21 protein-coding genes are annotated in these 21,224 nt (G+C 68.2%); 11 read left to right on the top strand and 10 right to left on the bottom strand.

Annotated features, from left to right (window positions below):
• Window positions 1–149 precede the first annotated feature (149 nt).
• The 3 genes from erpA to DPR14_RS08175 all read left to right on the top strand — a co-directional run bounded on the left by erpA (window position 150) and on the right by DPR14_RS08175 (window position 2,172).
• The gene (erpA, locus tag DPR14_RS08185; protein ID WP_158044702.1) at window positions 150–539 is read left to right on the top strand and encodes an iron-sulfur cluster insertion protein ErpA; all 390 of its coding nucleotides are present in this window, start codon (window positions 150–152) and stop codon (window positions 537–539) included.
• 92 nt (window positions 540–631) lie between these two features.
• Window positions 632–847, top strand: a complete 216-nt coding sequence (locus DPR14_RS08180; protein WP_158044701.1) for a hypothetical protein — start codon at window positions 632–634, stop codon at window positions 845–847.
• Between the two features lie 551 nt (window positions 848–1,398).
• Complete coding sequence (locus tag DPR14_RS08175) at window positions 1,399–2,172, top strand: exodeoxyribonuclease III (RefSeq protein WP_158044700.1); 774 nt, start codon at window positions 1,399–1,401, stop codon at window positions 2,170–2,172.
• Between the two features lie 100 nt (window positions 2,173–2,272).
• Here the strand turns inward: DPR14_RS08175 and ypfJ are convergent, their stop codons facing one another.
• Window positions 2,273–3,190 carry a KPN_02809 family neutral zinc metallopeptidase gene (gene ypfJ / locus DPR14_RS08170; protein ID WP_158044699.1) on the bottom strand — a complete coding sequence of 306 codons (918 nt, stop codon included), beginning with the start codon at window positions 3,188–3,190 and terminating at the stop codon, window positions 2,273–2,275.
• Window positions 3,191–3,321: 131 nt separating this feature from the next.
• On the opposite strand from ypfJ, the gene DPR14_RS08165 reads away from it, so the two are divergent.
• A complete protein-coding gene (locus tag DPR14_RS08165) occupies window positions 3,322–3,738 on the top strand; it encodes a GFA family protein (RefSeq protein ID WP_192499352.1) in 417 nt (138 codons plus the stop codon).
• A gap of 58 nt (window positions 3,739–3,796) precedes the next feature.
• Complete coding sequence (locus tag DPR14_RS08160) at window positions 3,797–4,333, top strand: hypothetical protein (protein ID WP_158044697.1); 537 nt, start codon at window positions 3,797–3,799, stop codon at window positions 4,331–4,333.
• Here DPR14_RS08160 and DPR14_RS08155 read toward each other — a convergent pair.
• From DPR14_RS08155 to DPR14_RS08135, 5 genes are all read right to left on the bottom strand, one after another.
• Complete coding sequence (locus tag DPR14_RS08155; protein WP_246149023.1) at window positions 4,311–5,360, bottom strand: YheT family hydrolase; 1,050 nt, start codon at window positions 5,358–5,360, stop codon at window positions 4,311–4,313. The two genes, DPR14_RS08160 and DPR14_RS08155, sit on opposite strands and share 23 nt — an antisense overlap.
• Before the next feature lie 28 nt (window positions 5,361–5,388).
• Window positions 5,389–5,850 (bottom strand): hypothetical protein, encoded by a 462-nt coding sequence (locus tag DPR14_RS08150; RefSeq protein WP_158044696.1) that lies wholly within the window; start codon window positions 5,848–5,850, stop codon window positions 5,389–5,391.
• A gap of 16 nt (window positions 5,851–5,866) precedes the next feature.
• Window positions 5,867–6,721 carry an alpha/beta fold hydrolase gene (locus tag DPR14_RS08145; protein ID WP_158044695.1) on the bottom strand — a complete coding sequence of 285 codons (855 nt, stop codon included), beginning with the start codon at window positions 6,719–6,721 and terminating at the stop codon, window positions 5,867–5,869.
• 70 nt (window positions 6,722–6,791) lie between these two features.
• Window positions 6,792–7,739 carry an Rpn family recombination-promoting nuclease/putative transposase gene (locus DPR14_RS08140; RefSeq protein WP_192499351.1) on the bottom strand — a complete coding sequence of 316 codons (948 nt, stop codon included), beginning with the start codon at window positions 7,737–7,739 and terminating at the stop codon, window positions 6,792–6,794.
• Window positions 7,740–7,848: 109 nt separating this feature from the next.
• Window positions 7,849–9,072, bottom strand: a complete 1,224-nt coding sequence (locus DPR14_RS08135; RefSeq protein WP_246149020.1) for a type III PLP-dependent enzyme — start codon at window positions 9,070–9,072, stop codon at window positions 7,849–7,851.
• A 348-nt stretch (window positions 9,073–9,420) separates the two neighbouring features.
• Here DPR14_RS08135 and DPR14_RS08130 point away from each other — a divergent pair, with 348 nt between their 5' ends.
• The 4 genes from DPR14_RS08130 (at window position 9,421) to DPR14_RS08115 (ending at window position 15,412) form a co-directional block, all read left to right on the top strand.
• Complete coding sequence (locus DPR14_RS08130; RefSeq protein ID WP_246149019.1) at window positions 9,421–10,920, top strand: aldehyde dehydrogenase family protein; 1,500 nt, start codon at window positions 9,421–9,423, stop codon at window positions 10,918–10,920.
• A 15-nt stretch (window positions 10,921–10,935) separates the two neighbouring features.
• Window positions 10,936–13,317 (top strand): penicillin acylase family protein, encoded by a 2,382-nt coding sequence (locus tag DPR14_RS08125; RefSeq protein ID WP_158044693.1) that lies wholly within the window; start codon window positions 10,936–10,938, stop codon window positions 13,315–13,317.
• Between the two features lie 41 nt (window positions 13,318–13,358).
• Entirely contained in the window at window positions 13,359–14,573 is a 1,215-nt protein-coding gene (locus DPR14_RS08120; RefSeq protein ID WP_158044692.1) for a threonine ammonia-lyase, read from the top strand.
• Between the two features lie 146 nt (window positions 14,574–14,719).
• The gene (locus DPR14_RS08115; RefSeq protein ID WP_246149016.1) at window positions 14,720–15,412 is read left to right on the top strand and encodes a Crp/Fnr family transcriptional regulator; all 693 of its coding nucleotides are present in this window, start codon (window positions 14,720–14,722) and stop codon (window positions 15,410–15,412) included.
• On the opposite strand, the gene DPR14_RS08110 is transcribed toward DPR14_RS08115, so the two are convergent.
• Together DPR14_RS08110 and DPR14_RS08105 are read right to left on the bottom strand one after the other, a co-directional pair.
• Complete coding sequence (locus DPR14_RS08110; protein WP_246149014.1) at window positions 15,387–15,671, bottom strand: DUF2934 domain-containing protein; 285 nt, start codon at window positions 15,669–15,671, stop codon at window positions 15,387–15,389. The genes DPR14_RS08115 and DPR14_RS08110 overlap by 26 nt on opposite strands.
• Window positions 15,668–16,843 (bottom strand): hypothetical protein, encoded by a 1,176-nt coding sequence (locus DPR14_RS08105; protein WP_158044690.1) that lies wholly within the window; start codon window positions 16,841–16,843, stop codon window positions 15,668–15,670. The genes DPR14_RS08110 and DPR14_RS08105 overlap by 4 nt, the downstream gene beginning before the upstream one ends.
• A 158-nt stretch (window positions 16,844–17,001) precedes the next feature.
• Here DPR14_RS08105 and DPR14_RS08100 point away from each other — a divergent pair, with 158 nt between their 5' ends.
• The gene (locus DPR14_RS08100) at window positions 17,002–17,928 is read left to right on the top strand and encodes a DMT family transporter (protein ID WP_158044689.1); all 927 of its coding nucleotides are present in this window, start codon (window positions 17,002–17,004) and stop codon (window positions 17,926–17,928) included.
• Window positions 17,929–17,988: 60 nt separating this feature from the next.
• Window positions 17,989–19,236, top strand: a complete 1,248-nt coding sequence (locus DPR14_RS08095; RefSeq protein ID WP_158044688.1) for a cytochrome P450 — start codon at window positions 17,989–17,991, stop codon at window positions 19,234–19,236.
• Window positions 19,237–19,254: 18 nt separating this feature from the next.
• Here DPR14_RS08095 and motB read toward each other — a convergent pair whose 3' ends face one another.
• Entirely contained in the window at window positions 19,255–20,199 is a 945-nt protein-coding gene (motB, locus tag DPR14_RS08090; RefSeq protein ID WP_158044687.1) for a flagellar motor protein MotB, read from the bottom strand.
• A 13-nt stretch (window positions 20,200–20,212) separates the two neighbouring features.
• Complete coding sequence (gene motA / locus DPR14_RS08085) at window positions 20,213–21,073, bottom strand: flagellar motor stator protein MotA (protein ID WP_158048046.1); 861 nt, start codon at window positions 21,071–21,073, stop codon at window positions 20,213–20,215.
• Between the last annotated feature and the right edge of the window lie 151 nt (window positions 21,074–21,224).

Below are 21,224 nucleotides of genomic sequence, written 5' to 3'. Positions count from 1 at the left end.
ACCTATTGACCTGCCGCGCCCCCGGCCCTTTGAAGAGACGGTCAGGTCTGCTTACATAGGGTTAAGTGAAACTTCCCGACATGGGCATTTTTTAGGCCCGCTTCCGGCGTACCTCCCGCAGAGACCGCGCAGAACCCAAGGAGAAGACCATGGCCGACACGGCGCTCAACACACCGCAGACCGACTCAGCCGCCGCCGTGGGTCTGGGCGGACGGTCCCTCTCCATCTCCGACAGCGCCGCCAGGCGGGTGGCCGTGCTCCGCGGGATGGAAGGCGACGACGCCCTGATGCTGCGCATCACGGTATCCGGCGGCGGCTGCTCGGGCTTCCAGTACGGCTTCGGCTTCGACAAGACCGTCAACGAGGACGACCACGTGTTCGAGCACCTGGGCACGTCCGTCGTGACCGACGACGTGTCGCTGGACCTGCTGAACGGCTCGATCGTCGACTTCGTCGAGGACCTGATGGGGGCCAGCTTCCAGATCAAGAACCCCAACGCCACCGCCTCGTGCGGCTGCGGCTCGTCCTTCGCGGTGTGAGGCGGTCCGGCCGCCGACCCGAAAGCCCGAGTTTCAAAGGATTTTCTACGATAAAGTTGGATAATAGCCAGTACCGTAGAAATTCGTGCGCCATGCCGGACCTGATCGAAATGACGTCGAACCAGCGACGGATGCTGGTGGATACGCGCCAACTCTGGGACGCCCGGGACGCCGATCCCGCTGCCGGCATCCGGAAGATGCGCAGCTTCGGCCCCCGGTCGCCCGACACCGAGAAGACCTATGAAGCGTTCGTGACCGGGCGGGCGGAAGCACAGGAGCGCCTGGAATCCCTCGGCCAAAGACTTTGATCGTCCACCGCTACCTGCCCGGACTGCCGTTCCAGCCCGAGCACCCGAGATGCTTCGCCCAGGCGGCGAGAAAGCTTGCCGACGAGGGAGACGATCCGTTCTTCCGCGCTCCTTGAATGCCTGGGGGCGTCCAGCCTTCAGTTCAGAGGATCGGGATACCAGTGGTCGCGCCCGATCTCCAACAGGCGGTGCTCCCGCCGCCGCGGGGACCGAAGCCCCCCGCGGCGGCGGAAAACAAACACTGGCGCAAGCGCGCCCCCGGTGTGGTAAATCTCATTCCAGCCATCGATGTTGCTCTCAGCAGGTGTATCGGTGGTCAGTTCGGGTCATGGAGCTGGTTACTCCGGACCCGGCCGCCCGGCGGGTGCGCGGGCAGACGGAAGTCCGCTCCGAATACTCGCGTCTCGTCAATCGCGGCGAGACTTTCCCATACCGACGCAGGCATGGCTTGCCGCTGCAGCCACCGACACGCGGAGATCCCTCCCCGGACATTGCGACCGCCGGAATACCGGAATCCTGCCGGCGACCACTGACTACCAAGGAAGACCCCCATGAAAATCGCCACCTGGAACGTCAATTCCGTGAAAGCCCGCCTGCCCAACGTGCTGGCGTGGCTGGAGCGCACGTCGCCAGACGTCGTCCTGTTCCAGGAGATCAAGTGCGAGACCGCCTCCTTCCCGAAGCAGGACTTCGAGGCGCTGGGCTATTGCTGCGCCGTCGTCGGGCAGAAGAGCTACAACGGCGTGGCCCTGCTGTCGAAGCAGCCGGCCGAGGACGTGCTCGACCACCTGCCCGGCGACGCCGAGGACACCCAGGGCCGCTATGTCGAGGCCACCGTGGCCGGCGTGCGGATCGCCTCGCTCTACCTGCCCAACGGCAATCCCGTCGGGACCGAGAAGTACCCGTACAAGCTCCGCTGGATGGAGCGGCTGCGCCGTCACGCGGCCGACCTGCTGACGACCGATCAGCCCTTCGTGCTGGGCGGCGACTACAACGTCATCCCCGCCGCAGAGGACGTCTACGACCCGCAGGCGTGGGAGACCGACGCCCTGTTCCGCCCGGAGACCCGCGCCCAGTTCCGGGCCATGCTCAACCTGGGCCTGACCGAGGCGTTCCGGGCGGTGCATCCCGACGAGGTCCGCGCCTATACCTTCTGGGATTACCAGGCCGGCCGCTGGCCGCGCGACCAGGGCATCCGGATCGACCATTTCCTGCTGTCGCCCCAGGCGGCGGACCGCCTCGTCGATTGCCGGATCGACCGAGGCCCGCGCGGCGAGGAGAAAGCTTCCGACCACACCCCGGTCGTCCTGGAACTGGCGGACTGAGGCCGGAAAGAGGCATTCAACCGTAGGTCGGCCTTCGCCCCTAGGCGAACGCCGACATCGGACCCCAACGTAGCCACATGCCGTCGGAGTTCCCCTCCGGTCATCCGTCCTGGAAGGTGTCGCACGACGTCGGAGCGCCCGACTCCAGCCCGCGGCGGAACCACTCGACCCGCTGGGCCGAACTGCCGTGGGTGAACGAGTCGGGGGTGATCCTGCCGGTCGCCCGCTCCTGCAACCGGTCGTCACCGACCGCGCTGGCGGCGTTCAGCGCCTCGTCGATGTCGCCCGGCTCCAGGATCTGCCCCTGCCGGGCCAGGTGGAAGGCCCAGATGCCGGCGAAGCAGTCGGCCTGAAGCTCCAGGCGGACCGACAGCGCGTTGGCATCGCCGCGCGACGACTGACGCTGTGCCGCCTGCACGTCGCCGGAAACCCCCAGCAGGTTCTGGACATGGTGCCCGACCTCGTGGGCGACCACATAGGCCTGGGCGAAATCGCCCGGCGCCCCCATCCGGGTGCGCAGGTCGCGGTAGAAACTCAGGTCGATATAGAGCTTGCGGTCCGCCGGGCAGTAGAACGGCCCCATGGCCGACTGGGCGAATCCGCAGGCCGACTGCACCGCCCCGCTGAACAGCACCAGCACCGGTTCCTCATAGCGCCGGCCGGATTGGGCGAAGATGTCGCCCCATACGTCCTCCGTCTCCGCGAGCACGACGCTGACGAAATCCGCAAGGTCCTGGTCCCCGCCCGACCTCGGCGCCGAGGCGGTGCCCATGCGCGGAGGCGGCGCCTCGACATAGCCCCCGCCGGAGCCGCCGGAGCCGCCGTTCAGCAGGAAGCTGGGATCGAAGCCGAACACGAGCCCGAGCAGGAGGATCACCACCGTCCCCACGAGGCCGAAGCCGCCGCGCCGCATTCCCCGGCCGCCGAGCATCCCGCCCGGCAGGCGCGACCCGGACACCGGACCCATGCCGCGCCGGTCCTCGATGTTGTCACTCTGCCGGCGCCCACGCCACTGCATCCGATTGCCCCCCGCATGTTTGAATGACCGGTCAAGAACGTTGAAGATGAACGACCCAGGAGGCAAAAAGGGTTCAATGCCCGATGGGTGATAATCTTCGGCGGCGTCGAGCCGGCTTGATGGAGGAAGCGATGGTATTGACGGGAGGGTGCCTGTGCGGCGCGGTGCGCTACCGGATCGACGGCGAACTGGCCGACGAGGGAGCGGGGTTTTGCCACTGCGGCCTCTGCCGTCGCGCCAGCGGCGCGCCCGTGGTGGCGTGGGGAACCTGGCGGACCTCGGATTTCCGGTTCACCGACGGCGAGCCCGCCGAGTATCGATCCTCGCCCAAGGGGATCCGGCGGTTCTGCCCCGCCTGCGGGACCCAGCTCACCTTCAACTATACCGAAGGTCCCGAAAACATCGACGTGACCCTGGCGACCCTCGACGATCCGAACGCGGTCGAGCCACGGCACCATAGCTGGTGCAGCGCCGCCGTTCCGGCCTTGGACGCGAGCGCTGATTTGCCACGGTATGCCAAAGGCGGCAGCGATTTCACCCCTTACTGAAAGCTCCTATACCGACTGGTGAATGCAGTCCGGCATCGGCAATTCGGGATCGTATCAATTGAGGCGACACGTCTTCAGGAAGGCTCCGGATCGGCGCGAGATCGCCTTGATGCTGTCGGCGCTGGAGAAGCAGGCGAAGGAAGCCGCTTCGCTCGCCGACCGGGCCCACGGCGAAGCCAGCCGCGACTCGTACACCGCCTACTTTCGTTTCCGGGCCAAGGTGGACGAGGTCCAGGCGCTGGTCGCCTTGATCGAGGAGCGGCTGGGCCGCATGAAGGATGACCAGGCGGAAGAACTGCGGGAGCAGTTCCGGCGGCTCGATGTCGCCGTTCTCGTCATGCTGGTCCGGACCAGCACCCGCTTCTATGCCCTGATTGGAAAGTCGAACGCCCTGCCGCTGGGCGCCCGCGAGCTGTTCCTGCCGGAACTGCGGACCCTTTCGGAAGTCCGCGACCGGGTGACCGCGCAGCCGGAGCACGCGGCGCTCCAGAGCACCGGCCTGCTGGAAGCGGTGGAGCTGGCGCTCGGGATGGTCGAGGGGCTGGTCGCCCGGGCGACCAGCCTGCCCGACTTCAGCCAGCCCGGGCGGCGCTGAGCGGGACCGGCGCCTTGCCGAGCGGGCCGACGACTGCCTCCAGGAACTTGAGCAGGCACTGGTCGTGCCACGGATCGGTTCCGGCGCCGTGGAACCCGACATGGCCGCCGCTGCGCGGCAGCAGCGGGGTCAGTCTCGGGTTGGAACTCCAGTCGAAGCCCAGATAGGCATCGGCCGGAATCCAGGGGTCGTCCAGCGCGTGGATGACCAGCGTCGGAACCTTGATGCCGCCCATGAACCGGACGGCGGAATTCACCTGGTGGTATTCGTCGGCACTGCGCCAACCGCCCCGCGGCGCCGTGAAACGGTCGTCGAACTCGTGGCAGTTCCGCACTTCGCGGACGATCGGCTTGTAATGCTCCGGGATCGGCATGCCCAGCACCTCCTCCTTCATGCGGGCCAGCACCCGGCGATGATAGAAGAAGTTGCGGCGGCTCATCATGCGCCGGGTGGTCTCGGCCAGATCGATCGGCGCCGACACCGCGGCGGCGGCGGCCACCCCGTCGGGAGTCCCCTCGCCCAGCAGCTTCAGCGTCAGGTTGGCGCCCAGCGAGTACCCGACCAGCACGATGCCCGACCGCGTCAGCGGCTCCGGGATCCGCGCCAGGACGCTTCGGAGGTCCTCCGTCCTGCCGGCATGGTACTGCTCCCGGCAGAACGGGCGCGACGGTCCCGCTCCGCGCAGGTTGACGCGCAGGACCCTCATGCCCCGGCGCAGCAGGACGGCCGCCGTGGCGCGCATGTAGTGGCTCTCGACGCAGCCGGCCAGCCCGTGGACCAGGACGGCCAGCGGCAGGTCCCCGGCCGGTTCGGCCGGCTGGTTCAGCGTCGCATGGAGCACGTCGCCGGTGGCGTCCGGCATGCGGAAGCGCATCAGCTTCTGCGGGTGGTCCTCCGGCCGGTAGGACTGCCGCATCAGCACGCTGCGCACGGTCTGGAGATCGGCGCCCCACCAGGGAGCGCGCGGCGTGAAGGACGGGAAGTCGAACGGTGCCGCGGCCACGGCGGAGGTCAAGTCGACGGGCACGGTTCCGCCGTCGACTTCGCCTGCAGTTTCAGCGGTCGTCGGGTTCGGAGGCATACTGTTCATAGGAGCGGTGCAGTGCGGCATAGAAGGGGTTGGTATCGATGAACTTCATCATGGCTTTCAGGTTGGCCTTGTCGCCCTGAATCCATTGATCGGCCGCCTGCTGGTGCTCGGGATGAATCGACAGGAGGTAGAATGCGGCCTGATCGACCGACATCATCTCCTCCTCGCCCAATTTTTCCAGGATGGCGCCGATATGGAGCGGAAGCACGGCGATGAACGGTATGTCGCCGCGGCTGTCCGGATCCTGCCGGTTTCGGTCGAAGGCCTTTCGCAGCCGTTCGATGATCTGGAAGAACACCGCGCGGCGCTGCTTCCATGTCGGCTCTTCGGCCAGGATTTCAACCAGGCTGTCGAACAGGCGGGCCTGGTCCTCGTCGAAGCCCTCACAGGCCGACTGCGCCGGCTTCGGTATCGGAAATGCGGTCATCGGTGTTCCCCGTCCGTCAGACGAGGAAATCGCGGACCGCCGCGATCTGATCATCCGACATGAGCGGCGGAGCATGTCCGACCCCGGGGAATTCCACCAGCCTGGGGCGCGGCCCGCGCCCGGTCATCTCGCGGGCCGTGCCGGCCGTCAGCAATGCGCTGTCGGCACCCCGCAGGAGCAGCGTCGGGCACGCGATGCGGTCGTAGACCGGCCAGAGATCGACGTCCTTCGCCGGCCCCGCCGCCGCCATCGCCGCGCCGATGGCGGGATCGTAGCCAAGCCTTAGCCGGCCGTCCTCCCCGCGCCGCGCCTCGACCTCGGCGAGACGGCGCCACTGCGCGTCGGTCACCGGCGCATAGCCGGTCAGCCGCGCCCGCAGTTCCCTTTCGACGCCCGCGACATCGTCGAACGTTGGCTGCTCGGGAACATAGTCGCCGATCGCCTGCAACGCCGTCCCCGGGATGAAGGCCCCGACATCGTTGATCACCAGCCGCCCGACCGGCGTGTCGGGCTGGGCCGCCATCATCATCCCGATGATGCCCCCCATCGAGGTCCCGACCCAGTCCACCGTCTCCACGTCGAGCCGGGCGACGAGCGCCGTCATGTCGGCGAGGTACTGGGGAAAGCCGTAGGAAGCCGGCACCGGCAGCCACCCGCTCCGCCCGCGCCCGGCGACGTCGGGACAGACCACGCGGAAGCCCTGCGCCGCCAGCACCGGCGCAACCTCGTCGAAGTCGTGGGAGTTGCGCGTCAGGCCATGGACGCAGACGACCGTCCGGTCTGACCGCTCCGGTCCCCACTCGGTGTAGCCGATCCGGTGAAAGCCGGCGATGTTCAGCCCGCGAAGGCTCTTTTCTCTATAAGCGTGCATACATAAAAACGTAGCACACCGGCGCCGCCGTTCCAACGGCTCCGCGACGGGACACGCCCGCGCGTGCGCGTCAGTGCCGCGGTTCGCCGGCGAACAGTTCGTCGAGCGAGGCCGCGGTCATCGCCCGGCGGAACAGGCGGTCCATTTCCTCCGGCTCGGTCCTGCGGACGCGATCCTCCAGCCCGGGCGGAACCGGTCCGAACCGCGACTCAAGAAACATCAGGATCGTGTCGGCCTTGCCCTTGGCGAAGCCCTTTTCCTCACCCTGGCGGAGCCATTCCTGTGCAGCGAGCGATACCAATTCCCCCTCCCGGTCCGGATTGACCCGACGAGCCACCCTGGACAGCAGGTCTGCCGTGATGGCCGGATACATCAGGATCATATAGCGGATCAATTGCTCCTCAAAGGTCGTTCCGCCGCGCAGGGCGGACAGGATCTCCCCCAGCAGGGCTTCCGGGTCCGACGGGCGGAAGACGTGCTTCAGCGCCAGCAGCCCGGCACGCACGTCGCCGTCGGACGACAGCTCCGCGTCGGGGATCGGTCCCAGGTCGCACAGGATATATCCCATGTCTCCCGGCACCTGCTTCAGGTCCTCGTCGGCGTCCAGGCAGGCGGTCACCGACGTCGGCACGTTCCACGGTCCCCTGCCATGGTAGAAGACCATCGGGATGATCGGCGGCAGCCGCAGCCTTCCCCGTCCGGCCGCCTCGGCGAAGCGGCGCCAGATCTCCGCCCGGTACCGCAGCACCTGGATCGGCGTGAAGGGATCGGGAAAGCCCTTGTGCTCGATCAGGATGTAGAGCAGCGCGAACCCGCCGGCGCGCAGCGCGACGCTGAACAGCCGGTCGCTCTGGCTTGGGTTCAGTTCCGGATCGACGAAGGTGCCGTCCAGCAGCGTCGGCGGCCCGTCGGCCAGCCGGGCGGCGATGTCCGGCGGCAGGAAATCGCGGATCAGGGCGCCTGCCCGCACCGGATCGTCGATCAGGGCGCGGAACAGCGAGTCGTGAATGGCGGACATCGGGCGGCGCATACCATGGCAGGAGGCGGGCGGCGGATGGAGCCCGATTTCCGCTTGCCCGCCCATGCGGCATGATGCCGATCCCGGGAGCCGCCCTACTCGGCGGCGCTCAGGAATGGGAACGGGACCGGCTCCATCCCGGCCGTCGGCAGGAAGGCACCGTCGCCGACCTCCACGAAGCGGTCGGGCAGAAGCCGTTGAAGTCGGTGCGCAGTTCCAGCGTATAGGCCCCGGCCTGCCCGATCTCGATATAGTCCCCCTCCCGCACGTCGGCCGCGAGCCGGTACGGGCCTTCCATCATGTCGGCCGCGTCGCAGGTCGGCCCGAACAGGCCGAACTCGCCCAGGTCCTCCTCCAGCACCTCGACCCGGTCGCCGACCGGCCGCAGCACGCGCATGGGGAAGCGCAGCCCGGCATATTTCAGGTCGGACAGGCTGCCGTAGACGCCGTCGTTGATATACAGGAAGTTGGCGCGGCGAAGCTCCACGCGGACCACCAGGGAAGCACCGGCGGCCACCAGCGCCCGGCCGGGCTCGCACCACAGCTCGCACTCCGCCGGAAGGCCCATCCCGGCCAGCCCGGCCTCGATCGCGGCGACATAGTCCTCCAGCGGCGGCGGGTGCAGGCCGACATAGGCGACGGGAAAGCCGCCGCCCACGTCGATCACGCTCAGCGGCACCTCGGCCAGGTCGAGCGTGTGCGCCGCGAGCCGCAGCGCCGCGGTGTATGAACCGGGCGTCAGGCACTGCGAGCCGACATGGAACGACAGGCCGACCTCGCACCCCGCCCCGTGTGCTTGCCTCAGCAATGCTGCGGCCTGAACCGGGGACGCACCGAACTTGCCGCCGAGATCGTAGACCGCGGCGCCGCGCGCCGTCGCCAGCCGGACCACGATCACCAAGTCGGTGGCCCCGCCCGTCTCGGCCAGCACCTTGGCGAGTTCGTCGGCATGGTCGACCACGAAGTGCCGGACTCCATGCTGCCTGTAAGCCGCCCGGATGCCGCCCCGCTGCTTGACCGGATGCATGAAGTAGGAGGCGGTATCGGCGAACCGCTCGGCGACCACCGAAATCTCCGGCAGCGACGCGGTGTCGAAGTGGCGGATGCCGCCGTCGTGCAGGGCGTCGAGGAACGCCGGCTCCGCGTTGCATTTCACCGCGTAGAGGACCTTGCCGGGAAACGTCTCGACGAAGTGCCGGGCCGCTTCCCTCAGGACATGCGGACGGATGCAGTAGACCGGCTGTTCCGGCCGAAGCGCCGCGACCATCGCGGCCGCATCCGCGTAAGCGGCATGCTCGTGAGCGGCAAGGGGAGCGGTGAAGGGCAAAGACATGGGCGCGCGTTCCATCATTCAAGATGTACTGGGAAAATGCACTGTCGATGACGGGAAGAGCCGACCGTCACCTGCCTCGCCCGCCACGGGAGCGATATTGATCGCTTTATGATTTTTCCAGGGTAAAGACTCAGTTAACGGCACACCTTCCCTGCATTTATACTTCATTTTAAACACGAACCGGCACCTCTCTTCGGAACAGGCACGGCTTGACAGCCGGGATCGTCATGCTGCAATGCAGTCATTCCCGTGGGCATCGCCGGGTGCTACAAGGACGCCATGCCGCCGGCCGGTCGCCGCCCCTTGGCGAAGGCCCGGCGAAGGCCAAGAAAATCAGGAGGATCGATCGTGGCACCGCAAACCCTCACCCTCACCCTGGACCCCCACGCGCTGGCGCGGGAACTGTCGGGCAAGCTGCTGATCGACGGGGAACTGGTGCCCGCGCGTTCCGGCAGGACCTTCGCCGTGGTCAATCCCGCCACCGGCGAAACCATCGCGGACGCCGCGGAGGGCGAGGCGATCGACGTGGACGTCACGGTCCAGTCGGCCCATGCCGCGCAGAAATCCTGGTCCAAGCTGACCGCCCGCGAACGCGGCCGGCTGGTCACCGAGTGCGGCCGCCGCCTGACCGAGCATGCCGAGGAGTTGGCCCGCCTTGTGGCGCTGGAAACCGGCAAGGCGCTGCGTACCGAGAGCCGGGTCGAGTCCGGCGTGCTGGCCGACGCCTTCATCTTCTACGGCGGCCTCGGGTCGGAGCTGAAGGGCGAGTCCGTTCCCTTCAATCCGAAGATGCTGACCGTCACCCAGCGCGACCCGATCGGCGTGATCGGCGCCATCATCCCGTGGAACGTCCCGATGATGCTGATGGCGCTGAAGATCGCGCCGGCGCTGGTCGCGGGCAATACGGTTGTGGTCAAGTCGGCGGAGGAGGCGCCGCTGGCCGTGCTGCGCACCTGCCAGATCATGAACACGATCCTGCCCAAGGGCGTCTTCAACATCCTGTCCGGCCAGGGGCCGGAATGCGGCGGGCCGCTGGTCGCCCATCCCAAGGTCGGCAAGGTCAGTTTCACCGGCTCGGTCGAGACCGGCAGGATCATCTATCGGGCGGCGGCCGAGAAGCTGATCCCGGTCACGCTGGAGCTGGGCGGCAAGAGCCCCATGATCGTGATGGGCGACGCCGACCTGGACAAGGCGATCGACGGCGCCGTCGCCGGCATGCGCTTCACCCGCCAGGGGCAGAGCTGCACGGCGGCCAGCCGCATCTTCGTCCATGACAGCGTCCACGACGAATTCGTCAGCCGCCTGAAGGCCCGGGTCGACGCGATGAAGATGGGCGACCCGCTGGACGAGGCCACCGACATCGGCACCATCGTCTCGCCCCAGCAGTTCGAGAAGGTGAATTCCTACATCGAACTCGGCACCGGCACCGCCGGCGCCACCGCCCATGCCTGCTCGGCCATGCCGGACGACCCCAAGCTCGCCAAGGGCCTGTTCGTCCGCCCTGTCATCTTCACCGGCCTCGGCAACGACAGCCGGCTGGCGCGGGAGGAGATCTTCGGCCCGGTCACCTGCATCATCCGCTTCACCGACTACGACAGCGCGATCGAGCAGGCCAACGACAGCGAGTACGGCCTGGCCGCCACCATCTGGACCCGCGACCTGCGCACGGCACTCGATGCCACCCAGCGTCTGGAGGCGGGCTTCGTCCAGGTCAACCAGAACCTCGTGGTCCAGCCCGGGCTCAGCTACGGCGGCATCAAGCATTCCGGCCTCGGCAAGGAGGCTTCCCTGGAGGCGATGCTGGAACATTTCACCCACAAGAAGACGATCATCCTGAACATGGCTTGAGACGGCGGGGCGGCGATGCGGCGGTTACGGCGGACGATCCTGGCAATCCTGGCGATCGCCGCCGCCGTCCCGCTGCTCGGCGTTCCGGCGGCCTGGCTGTGGCTCCGCTCCGGCCTGCCCGCCCTGGAGGGCACCGTCGCCCTGCCCGGCCTCGTGTCGAAGGTGGAGATCGCGCGCGACGGCAACGCGGTCCCCCACATCTTCGCGCAGACCCAGGAAGACGCGTATTTCGCCCTGGGCTACGTCCACGCCCAGGACCGGCTGTGGCAGATGGACCTGAACCGCCGGATCGGCGCCGGCCGGCTGTCCGAACTGATCGGGGCCGGCGGCCTGCGCTACGACAAGCTGATGCGCACCCTGGGATTCTACCGCGACGCCGAGGCCAGCGTCCGCGCCCTGGCGCCGGAGGTACGCCTCGCGCTGGAGTCCTACGCCGCCGGGGTCAACGCCTGGATGGACGGGCGGAGCGGCCCCCTCCCCATCGAGTTCCAGGTCCTCCGCTACGAGCCGGAACCCTGGCGGCCGGCGGACAGCATCGTCTGGGGCAAGCTGATGGCGCTCCAGCTCAGCGGCAACTACACTGAGGAACTGCTGCGCGCCCGGATGATGCAGCGCCTGCCGCCCGACCGCATCCGCGACCTGTTTCCCGATTACCCCCCCTCGGCCCCGGTCACCCTGACCGCCGGCCTGCCCGACCTGGACTTCGGCCGGCTGGCCGCCGCCCTGCCGCCGCCGCTCGGCCCGGCGACCGCGTCGAACGAGTGGGTGGTCTCGGGCGGGCGGACCGGCACCGGCCTGCCGGTCCTGGCCAACGATCCGCACCTTCAGCTCGGCGCCCCGATCCTCTGGTATCTGGCCCGCATCGAGGCGCCCGGCTTCTCGGTCACCGGGGCCACCGTTCCCGGCGTGCCGTTCCACGTGCTCGGCCGCAACGACCGCATTTCCTGGGGCTTCACCACCACCGGCGGCGACGTGCAGGACCTCTTCATCGAACGCCTCGATCCCGCCGATCCGTCCAGGTATCTCACGCCCGACGGTCCCGAGCCCTTCGTCGAGCGCGGCGAGACCATCCGGGTCAAGGACGCGCCGGACGAGACCTTCACCGTCCGAACCTCCCGGCACGGCCCCGTGCTGTCCGACATCGAGCCGGACGCTCTCGGCGCCGCCCCCCAGGGCCACGTCGTTGCCCTGGCCTTCACCGGCCTCAGCGACCGCGACACCACGCCGGAAGCGCTCTACCGCCTGGCCCGCGCGCCCGACTGGGAGGGCTTCAAGGCGGCGCTCCGGCACTTCCAGGCGCCGCTCCAGAATATCGTCTACGCCGATATCCAGGGAAACATCGGCTTCTACACCCCGGGATTGGTGCCGATCCGCCGCAAGGGCGACGGCAGCCTGCCGGTGCCCGGCTGGACCGACGAGTATGGCTGGACCGGCGCCGTCCCGTTCGACCGGATGCCGCAATCGTTCAACCCGCCGGCCGGGCGGATCGTCAACGCCAACAACCGCATCGTCGGTCCGGACTATCCGCACTTCCTGACAAACCGCTGGGACGACTGGTACCGCGCGGCCCGGATCGAACAGGTCCTCGCCTCCGGCCAGCGCCACGACGTCGACGCGGCGGAAGCCCTGCTGATGGACAACGTCTCCGTCGCGGCGCTGGAGCTGCTGCCCGAGATGCTGCGGACCGAACCGGCCTCGCCGCAGGCCCGAGCCGCGCTCGACCTGGTGCGCGCCTGGGACGGCACCCTGACCCGCGACAGGCCCGAGCCGCTGATCTTCGAATGGTGGCTGCGCGACCTGCACCGGGCGCTCTACGCCGACGAGCTGGGCGGGTTGTTCGGCGACGTCTGGTCCTCCTCGCCCCGGCTGGTCATCCACATGCTCCGCGATGCGCGGCGCTGGTGCGACGACGTCACCACGCCGGACCGGACGGAAAGCTGCCCGGACGTCCTGGCCGCCTCGCTCGAACGCACCGTCGCGGAGCTTGGCGAACGCCACGGCGCGGACCCGGCCGCGTGGCGCTGGGGGCTGGAGCACCGGGCACCGCTCGGCCATCAGGTGCTCGGCCGGGTCCCGGTGCTCAAGGACCTGTTCGACATCGGGATCGAGACCGACGGCGGCAACCAGACCGTCAACCGCGGCGGCAGCGCCGTCCGCAACGCCGAGACCCCGTTCGCCCACATCCACGGCGCCGGCTACCGGGCGGTCTACGACATGTCCGACCTTCAGAACTCGCGCTTCATGATCGCCACCGGACAATCGGGCAACCCGCTGTCGCCCCATTACGGCGACCTGGTGGAACGCTGGCGCGACGGGGAGCATTTCACCATCGGCGGTTCGCTCGACCGGATCGCGGCCGACGGCCTCGGCCGCCTGACCCTCGTTCCCCCGCCCTGAGACCCACCGACCTGAGTCACCCGAAGCCGGAGCAGCCGCCCATGCCCATCGCCCTCGACGATATCCGACGCGCGGCGGCGATCCTGGCCGGCGAGCTCCCGGTCACGCCGACCGTCGCGGCCCGGCGCCTGTCGGAGCAGACCGGCACCCGCCTGTTCCTGAAGCTGGAAAGCCTGCACCACACCGGCTCCTTCAAGGAGCGCGGCGCCCTGACCAAGCTCCGGAGCCTGGACGAGGCAGCGGCCCGCCAGGGCGTCATCGCCATGTCGGCCGGCAACCATGCCCAGGGCGTGGCCTATCACGCGACCCGGCTGGGCATCCCCGCCACGATCGTGATGCCGGCGCAGACGCCCTTCACGAAAGTCGAGCGGACCGAGGCCTACGGCGCCCGCGTCCTGCTCCACGGCGAGACCCTCGGCGACGCCGAGGCTTTCGCCCACGACATCGCAGCGCGCGACGGCCTGACCTTCGTGCATCCCTACGACGACCCGCTGATCATCGCCGGCCAGGGTACCGTGGCGCTGGAGATGCTGGACGTGGTACCAGACCTCGACACGCTGGTCGTGCCGATCGGCGGCGGCGGCCTGATCGCCGGCATCGCCACGGCCGCCAAGGCGCTGAAGCCCGGGATCGAGATCATCGGCGTCGAGGCCGAAATGTACCCCTCCATGAAGCAGACCCTGGCGGGGGAAACCGTCACCTGCTCCGGCGCCACCATCGCCGAAGGCATCGCCGTCAAGGCGCCCGGCCGATTCACCCGCGAAATCGTCCGCGATCTGGTCGACGACATCGTCCTGGCCGGCGAGGAGTGCCTGGAACGCGCGATCTACACCCTGATCACCGAACAGAAGCTGGTGGTCGAGGGAGCCGGCGCCGCCGGCGTCGCGGCCCTGCTCGACGACCCCGCCCGGTTCAGGGGCCGGACCGTCGGCACCGTGATCTGCGGCGGCAACATCGACGCCCGCGTGCTCGCCTCGATCCTGATGCGCGGGCTGGTCCGCCAGCGCCGGGTCGTGCGCCTGCGCATCGGCCTCAGCGACGCGCCCGGCGCGCTCGCCAAGGTTGCCCAGTTCCTGGGAGATGCGGGGGGCAATATCGTCGAGGTCTACCACCAGCGCCTGTTCCACAACGTCCCCGTCAAGATGGCCGACATCGACGTGGTGCTGGAAACCCGCGACCCCGCCCATGTCGACGCCATCATCGCGAAGCTGCGCGAGGCGGGTTATCCCGCGGAACTGATGGACGACGTGTCCTGACGGAACGGCCGACGGGACCAGGGTCGCCGCGGAAGCGGGTATCTTTCGAGACCAATATGGTTCGGCCCGAATCGCCATGCTGTCCATTGAACATGCTGTCCGTTGACAGAGTGAAGGTTTTCCTTTTCCGAGCAGGAGGCAGCACCGTGGAAAGCCGCAATTACATCTTGAAACTCCTCTCGCCGGACGAGGAGGCGCTGGTCCGGCCCCATCTGGAGGCCGTCGCGCTCCCGCACAGGATGACCGTCGTCCATCCCGACGAGGTGATCACGCATGTGTTCTTCATCGAGCGGGGATGCGCGTCGCTGATCAACATCCTGCCCGACGGCAGCGCGGTCGAGGTGGGTACGATCGGGAACGAGGGAATGGTCGGCACGCCCGTCCTGATGGAATCCGACAGGATGCCCATGCAATGCGACATGCAGATCCCGGGCGACGGCTGGCGGATGCCCTCGCAGGCGCTGAGGACGGCGCTCCGCCGCAGCGACACGCTCCGCGCCAAGCTCCTGCGTTTCGCCCAGGGGCATTTCAACCAGGTGGGCCAGACGGCGGCTTGCAACCGCCTCCACACCATCGACGAGCGGTGCGCCCGCTGGCTGCTGATGACCCGCGACCGGGTCGGCGACGATTTCCCGCTGACGCAGGAATATCTTGCCGTCATGCTTGGCGTGCGGCGGGCCGGCGTGACCATCACCGCGAACCTTCTGCAGAAGGCCGGCTTCATCCGCTACACGCGCGGACACATCACGATCCTCGATCCGGCCGGGCTGGAGGACGTCGCCTGCGACTGCTACCGGATCATCCGCGACGAGTTCAGGCGTCTCGGGCCGGAAAACTAGGAACCGCGATCGGCTCGGGATCCTCCTCGCCGACAGCGGAGAGGGAGCCGCCCTCCTCCACCTCGATCTCGTCCTTCGCCTGCTGCCAGTGCCGGTCCCGTCGACCCTCCGGGCGGCCTTCGCGGATCCAGATCTCGTGGGCGCGCTGCCGCACCCGTTCTTCACGGCCATCGGTGTCCATGGCGTTCATCCCTCTCGCCGAGCGCTTCCGATTGAAACGCGCGCGGCGGAAGAAATGATCCGCCGGACTGACGGTCATGCCGCCATGGGTAGTTCCAGGCGGGGGCAGATCTCGGTCCGTGTCCGGTGGAAGGCGCTGTTGAAGACCGCCTCGTCCTCCAGGACGTATTCCCACCAGCCGCGCTGGCGGTCCATCTCGACCTCCAGGATGGTGATCGGCGTCGCGTTGGCGGGGGGAGCCACCGGGCGGCCGGTCCGGAGCAGCTGGTTGATCAGCTCGATCTGGCCCTTCTCGCCCAGATAGCTGCCCAGGAAGTTCACCTCCGTCTGCATGTCGCGCAGTTCGATCAGGCTCGACGGCGCGTCGCCCAGCCAGCACGACGCCAGCGGGCGGCCGACCACGATGGTGTCGATCCCGTTGCCCTTGTTGGGGATCTCGCTGAGGATAAGGCCCCGGAGATAGGCGCCGTCGAGCAGGTCGCCCTCCTCGTGGAAGCCGTATTCGTAGAGGCGAAGGGCGTTGCGGACCGCCTCCTCGGTGATCGCCTGATACTTGATCCAGGGCCGGCTGCCGCTCCCGGCGCCGGGAGCGTGGCCGGTCAGCGTGGCCGCCGTCCCGTTCATGAAGACGTATTCCTCACCCTTGACGAAATCATAGGCGTTGAACATCACGCCGATGCCGTGCCCGTCGGGTCCCGTGTCGGCGTTGAACAGGCGGGCGATGTCGGAGAACACGTCCGGGTCGAACAGGGTGTCCTGGGAAACCAGCGTCCGCGCCGGCATCATCCGGTACATCTCGCGCCACACCGAGAAGTCGCGCGGGTTGGCGAGGAACTGCTTCATGGAACGGGTGAGGTTGCCCAGCATGTCGGCCGAGAACTCCGGCACCGAGGGGCGGATCTGCTGGAACGGCCAGGTCATCAGCTTGAAGTTCAGGTTGACGTCGGTCAGGTCCTTGAACGGCTGGGCCGAATTGAAATGCCGTTGCAGCATGCTATAGGGGTTCACCTCCGACCCGGGGGTCAGGCCGCGCAGGTAGGCGTAGGTGAAACGGATCTGGCCGGAGGTGCACGAGATCAGCCTGGGTTTCCTGCCGCAGCGGTAAAGCGCCTCGATCACGCCGGCGCCGTGGGCGTTGTTGCCGGCAAGCCCGCCGAGAGCGACCGCGAAATTCCCCTGGATCTGCTTGGGCGAAGCCTCGCGGGGGCTGACGGTTTCATAGGCTGGAGGAAGCTTCTTACGGTGTGGCATCGCGACCCCATGCATATCATTGCGTGTATGTATCTGTTTTGTAATGTCAAATTAGACGAGCTTCGCTAAAGCAAAGTAACCTTTGGGAGGTACTATCCGTTCATGCTCCGCGTCATAATGTCGTGCCTGCCCCGGTTGTGCCGAACCGGAGGGGCCTGATGGGGGATCGTTCGCCGCAACGGCTGGCCTATGTCCTGCTGCTGTTCGCGCCGCTGCTGATGTCGAGCAACATGCTCGCGGCCCGCTGGGTGGAGGGGAGCGTTCCGCCGGTGGCGCTCGCCTTCGGGCGATGGCTGCTGACGGCGCTGCTGCTGCTTCCCTTCACGGCGGGCGGGCTGTGGCGCCACCGGTCGGCGGTGGCGGCGGAGTGGCCGACGCTGCTGCTCCTGGGCGCGCTGGGCATGGGGGTCTGCGGGCCGCCGGTCTATCTGGCCGGGGTGACCACCACGGCGACCAATATCGGCCTGATCTATTCGACCACGCCGATCCTGATCGTGGTGTTCGGGCGGATCTTCTGGGGCGAAAAGGTATCGGTCCGGCAGGCCGCCGGCATCGCGCTGTGCCTCGCCGGGGTGCTGGCGATCGTCACGCGCGGCGATCCGGGGACGCTGGCGAGCCTGTCCTTCACCGCCGGCGACCTCTGGACCGTGCTGGCGACCCTGGGATGGGCGCTCTATTCGGTGCTCCTCAAGCACCGTCCGTCGCGCCTGGACCTGACCGCCAGGTTCACCGCGATCACGCTGGGCGGGGTGCTGGTGCTGGTGCCGTTCCTGGGGATCGAGGCGGCGCTGGGCGAGCGGGCGCTGTTCGACGCGCGGACCGTCGGAATCTGGGTCTTCCTGGCGCTGGTGCCGGGCCTCGGCGCCTATCTGCTCTACGGCAAGCTGGTGGCGATGGTCGGGCCGAGCCGGACCGGTCTGCTGATGTACCTGGTGCCGGTCTACATCGCGGGATTGGCTTGGCTGCTGCTGGGCGAGCAGCCCCGGCTCCATCATCTCGCCGGGATCGCGCTGATCCTGCCGGGGATCTATCTGGGGACCGCCGCGCCCGCCCCTTCCCCCGCCGCCGAAGCCGGCAGCAGGTGAAACGGCCGCGGCGGCGGCCGGTTGACCGGGGGAGCCCCATTGCGAACCCACGGAGATCCGATGCCTGACATTCCCCGCGACAAGACCCCGGACAGCACGTTGTCCCTGCTGAAGGAAGGCTATCTGTTCATCCCCAACCGGTGCCGGCGCCACGGGTCGGACATCTTCGCGACCCGCCTGATGCTTCGCCCGGCCGTCTGCATGAGCGGTCCGGAGGCGGCGCGGGAGTTCCATCGTCCGGGCCGGTTCACGCGGAAGCGGGCCGTCCCCAAGCCGACGCTGATGCTGCTCCAGGACAAAGGCAGCGTCCAGACGTTGGACGGCGAGGCCCACCACGACCGGAAGCGCATGTTCATGTCGCTGATGACGCCCGACGCGGTCAGGCGGATGGGCGACGCGCTGGAGACGGCGTGGCGCGCGCGGCTGCCCGCCTGGGAAGGCATGGACCGGGTCGTGCTCCATGACGAGGTCCAGGGCGTGATCTGCCGGGCGGCCTGCGACTGGGCCGGCGTGCCGCTGGGCGACGACGAACTCCCGGAGCGGACGCGCGAGTTCGCCGCCATGGTCGACGGCGCCGGCGCCGTGGGCCCCCGCAACTGGCGGGGCCTGATGCTGCGCCGCCGGACGGAGACATGGGCGCGGGAGCTGATCGAGCGGGTCCGGAGCGGCAGCCTGCCGGTAACCCAGGGGACCGCGCTGGACGTCATCGCCCGGTTCCGCGGCAGGGACGGCGGCCAACTCCCGGCGGATGTGGCGGCGGTGGAACTGCTCAACATCCTGCGGCCGACGGTCGCCGTCCACCGTTACGTCACCTTCGCAGCCCTGGCGCTCCATCGGTATCCCGAAACGCGCGGCCAGGCCGCGGGCGACGACCGTTACCTGGAGATGTTCGTCCAGGAGGTGCGGCGCTTCTATCCCTTCTTCCCCCTGGTCGGCGGCCGGGTGATGGAGCCTTTCGAGTGGCGCGGGCACCGTTTCGGGCCGGATGACTGGGTACTGCTCGACCTGTATGGAACCAACCACGACGCCCGCACCTGGAAGGACCCCGGCAGCTTCGAGCCGGAGCGGTTCGTCGGCTGGGACGGCAGCCCGTTCAACTTCATCCCCCAGGGCGGCGGCGACTTCGATCTCGGCCACCGCTGCGCGGGGGAATGGATCACCATCGAATTGATCAAGCGGGCGGTGCGGATGCTGATCACGGGAATGCGCTACGACGTGCCGCGCCAGGACCTGGACATCCCGCTGTCGCGCATCCCGACGATGCCGAACAGCGGCTTCGTGATCACCGGCGTGAAGGCCGCGGCGTGAAGCCCCTCCCGCCCCGCCCTACCGCCGGGGCGGCGGCTTGGCGTCGCGCAGCAGGACTATGCTGATGCGGCGGTTGCGTGGCGACTGGGGATCGTCCTGGAACAGGTGCTCTCGGTCGGCGCGGCCGACGACGGTCTCGATCCGGCTCTCGTCGATGCCGCCGGCGATCAGGGCGCGCCGGCTGGCGTTGGCCCGGTCGGTGGACAGTTCCCAATTGCCGTACACGTCGCCCCGGGCGAACCGGGTCCCGTCGGTGTGGCCGCTGATCGACAGCTTGTTCGGCAGGCGGCCGACCGCCTGGGCCACCAGCCCCAGGAGCTGGCGGGTCGGCGTGTACATCTGGGCGCTGCCGAGCGGGAACATCGAATAGTTCGCCTGGTCGACGATCTGGATGCGCAGCCCCTCCGTCGTCTGCTCGATCATCAGGCTCTCGGCGAGCTGCGCCAGTTCCGGCACGCCCTCGATCGCCTTGCGCAGGGTCTTCTCCGCCTCCTCGAACTGCCTCTGCTCGCGCCGGGCCATCTCCTCGCGCAGCGCCCGTTCCTCGATCTGCCGGGCGCTCATCCCGGCGCGGTCGTACAGCTCCTCCGAGTTCTGGTCGGGTTCCCGGTCGGACTCCCCGGCCCGGCTGGGGGTCGGCTGGGCGACGTTGAGCGGCGCTCCGGGCGAGATCATGGCGCCGGGCACCGTGATGGTCAGCCCGCCCAGCACGCCGCCGCTGCCGCTGGTCGAGCGCGACACGCTGGCCGGGCTGAAATAGTCGGCGATGCCCTGGCGCTGCTCCGACGTGGTGACGTTGAGCAGCCAGAGCAGCAGGAAGAAGGCCATCATCGCCGTCACGAAGTCGGCGTAGGCGACCTTCCAGGCGCCACCGTGATGGGCGTCGTGGCGGGACTTCTTCTTCCGCTTGATGATGACGACCGGCTGCTGACCGCCGGACGACTGGGAAGGGGGAGGCGCCATGGCGGCCGTCCGCTCAGGCCGGCGGCAGCGCCGACGTCGCCTCTTCGACCTCGTAGAAGGTCGGGCGGACGTCGGACAGCAGGACCTTGCGGGCGTACTCCACCGAGACGGCGGGGGCGTAGCCGTGCAGGTGGGCCAGCAGCCCCGCCTTCATGCACTGGAAATACTTCGCCTCGGCCTCGTACACCGCCTTCAGCGAGCTGGCGATCGGGGCGAGGAACCCATAGGAGATCCAGACGCCCAGGAACGTCCCGACCAGCGCGCCGCCGATCAGCTTGCCCAGCACTTCCGGCGGCTCGGTGATCGAGCCCATGGTCTTGATCACGCCCAGCACCGCCGCGACGATGCCCAGCGCCGGCATGCCGTCGGCCATGGTCTGGATCGCGCCGGAGATCTGGGCGTGCTCCTGGTGGTGGGTCTCCAGCTCCTCGTCCATCAGGTTTTCCAACTCGTGCGGATTGTCCGAGCCGAGCGACATCAGGCGCAGGTAGTCGCACAGGAAGACGACGGCGTGGTGGTCGCCGTGGAACTTGGGGAACTGCTGGAACAGCGAGCTTTCCTCCGGCTTCTCGATATGCTGCTCCAGCGCCAGCAAGCCGCGGGTCTTGGCGATCTTGAAGACTTGGTACTGTAGGCTGAGCAGTTCCAGGTAGCTTTCCTTGGTGTAGCGCGATCCCTTCAGGAGGGTTCCCATCGCCTTGCCGCAGCGGCCGAGCACCGTCTTCGGGTTGGAGATGATGAAGGCGCCGATAGCCGCCCCCACGATGATGACGACTTCGAACGGCTGCCAAAGAACGGCGAGATGCCCACCCATGGCCGCGTAGCCGCCCAGCACGCAGGCCAGCACGGTGATGGAGCCGATGATGAACAGCATGTCGTGGAGCAGCCACCGCGTTGAGGACAAGGGAACCGGACCGACAGAGTCGTTCAGTTTCGTTAATAAGCCCTTAGTGACCGTGCGGGAGTAGGAAACGCCGGGGTACATGAGGCTTGCGCGCCGCCCCCGCCTGCTATACCGAAGCACG

The sequence above is a fragment of the Skermanella pratensis genome, from assembly GCF_008843145.1.
GTDB classification, from domain to species: domain Bacteria; phylum Pseudomonadota; class Alphaproteobacteria; order Azospirillales; family Azospirillaceae; genus Skermanella; species Skermanella pratensis.
Note: the sequence above shows the minus strand (reverse complement) of the source record. Positions and strands in the feature narration are given on the sequence as shown.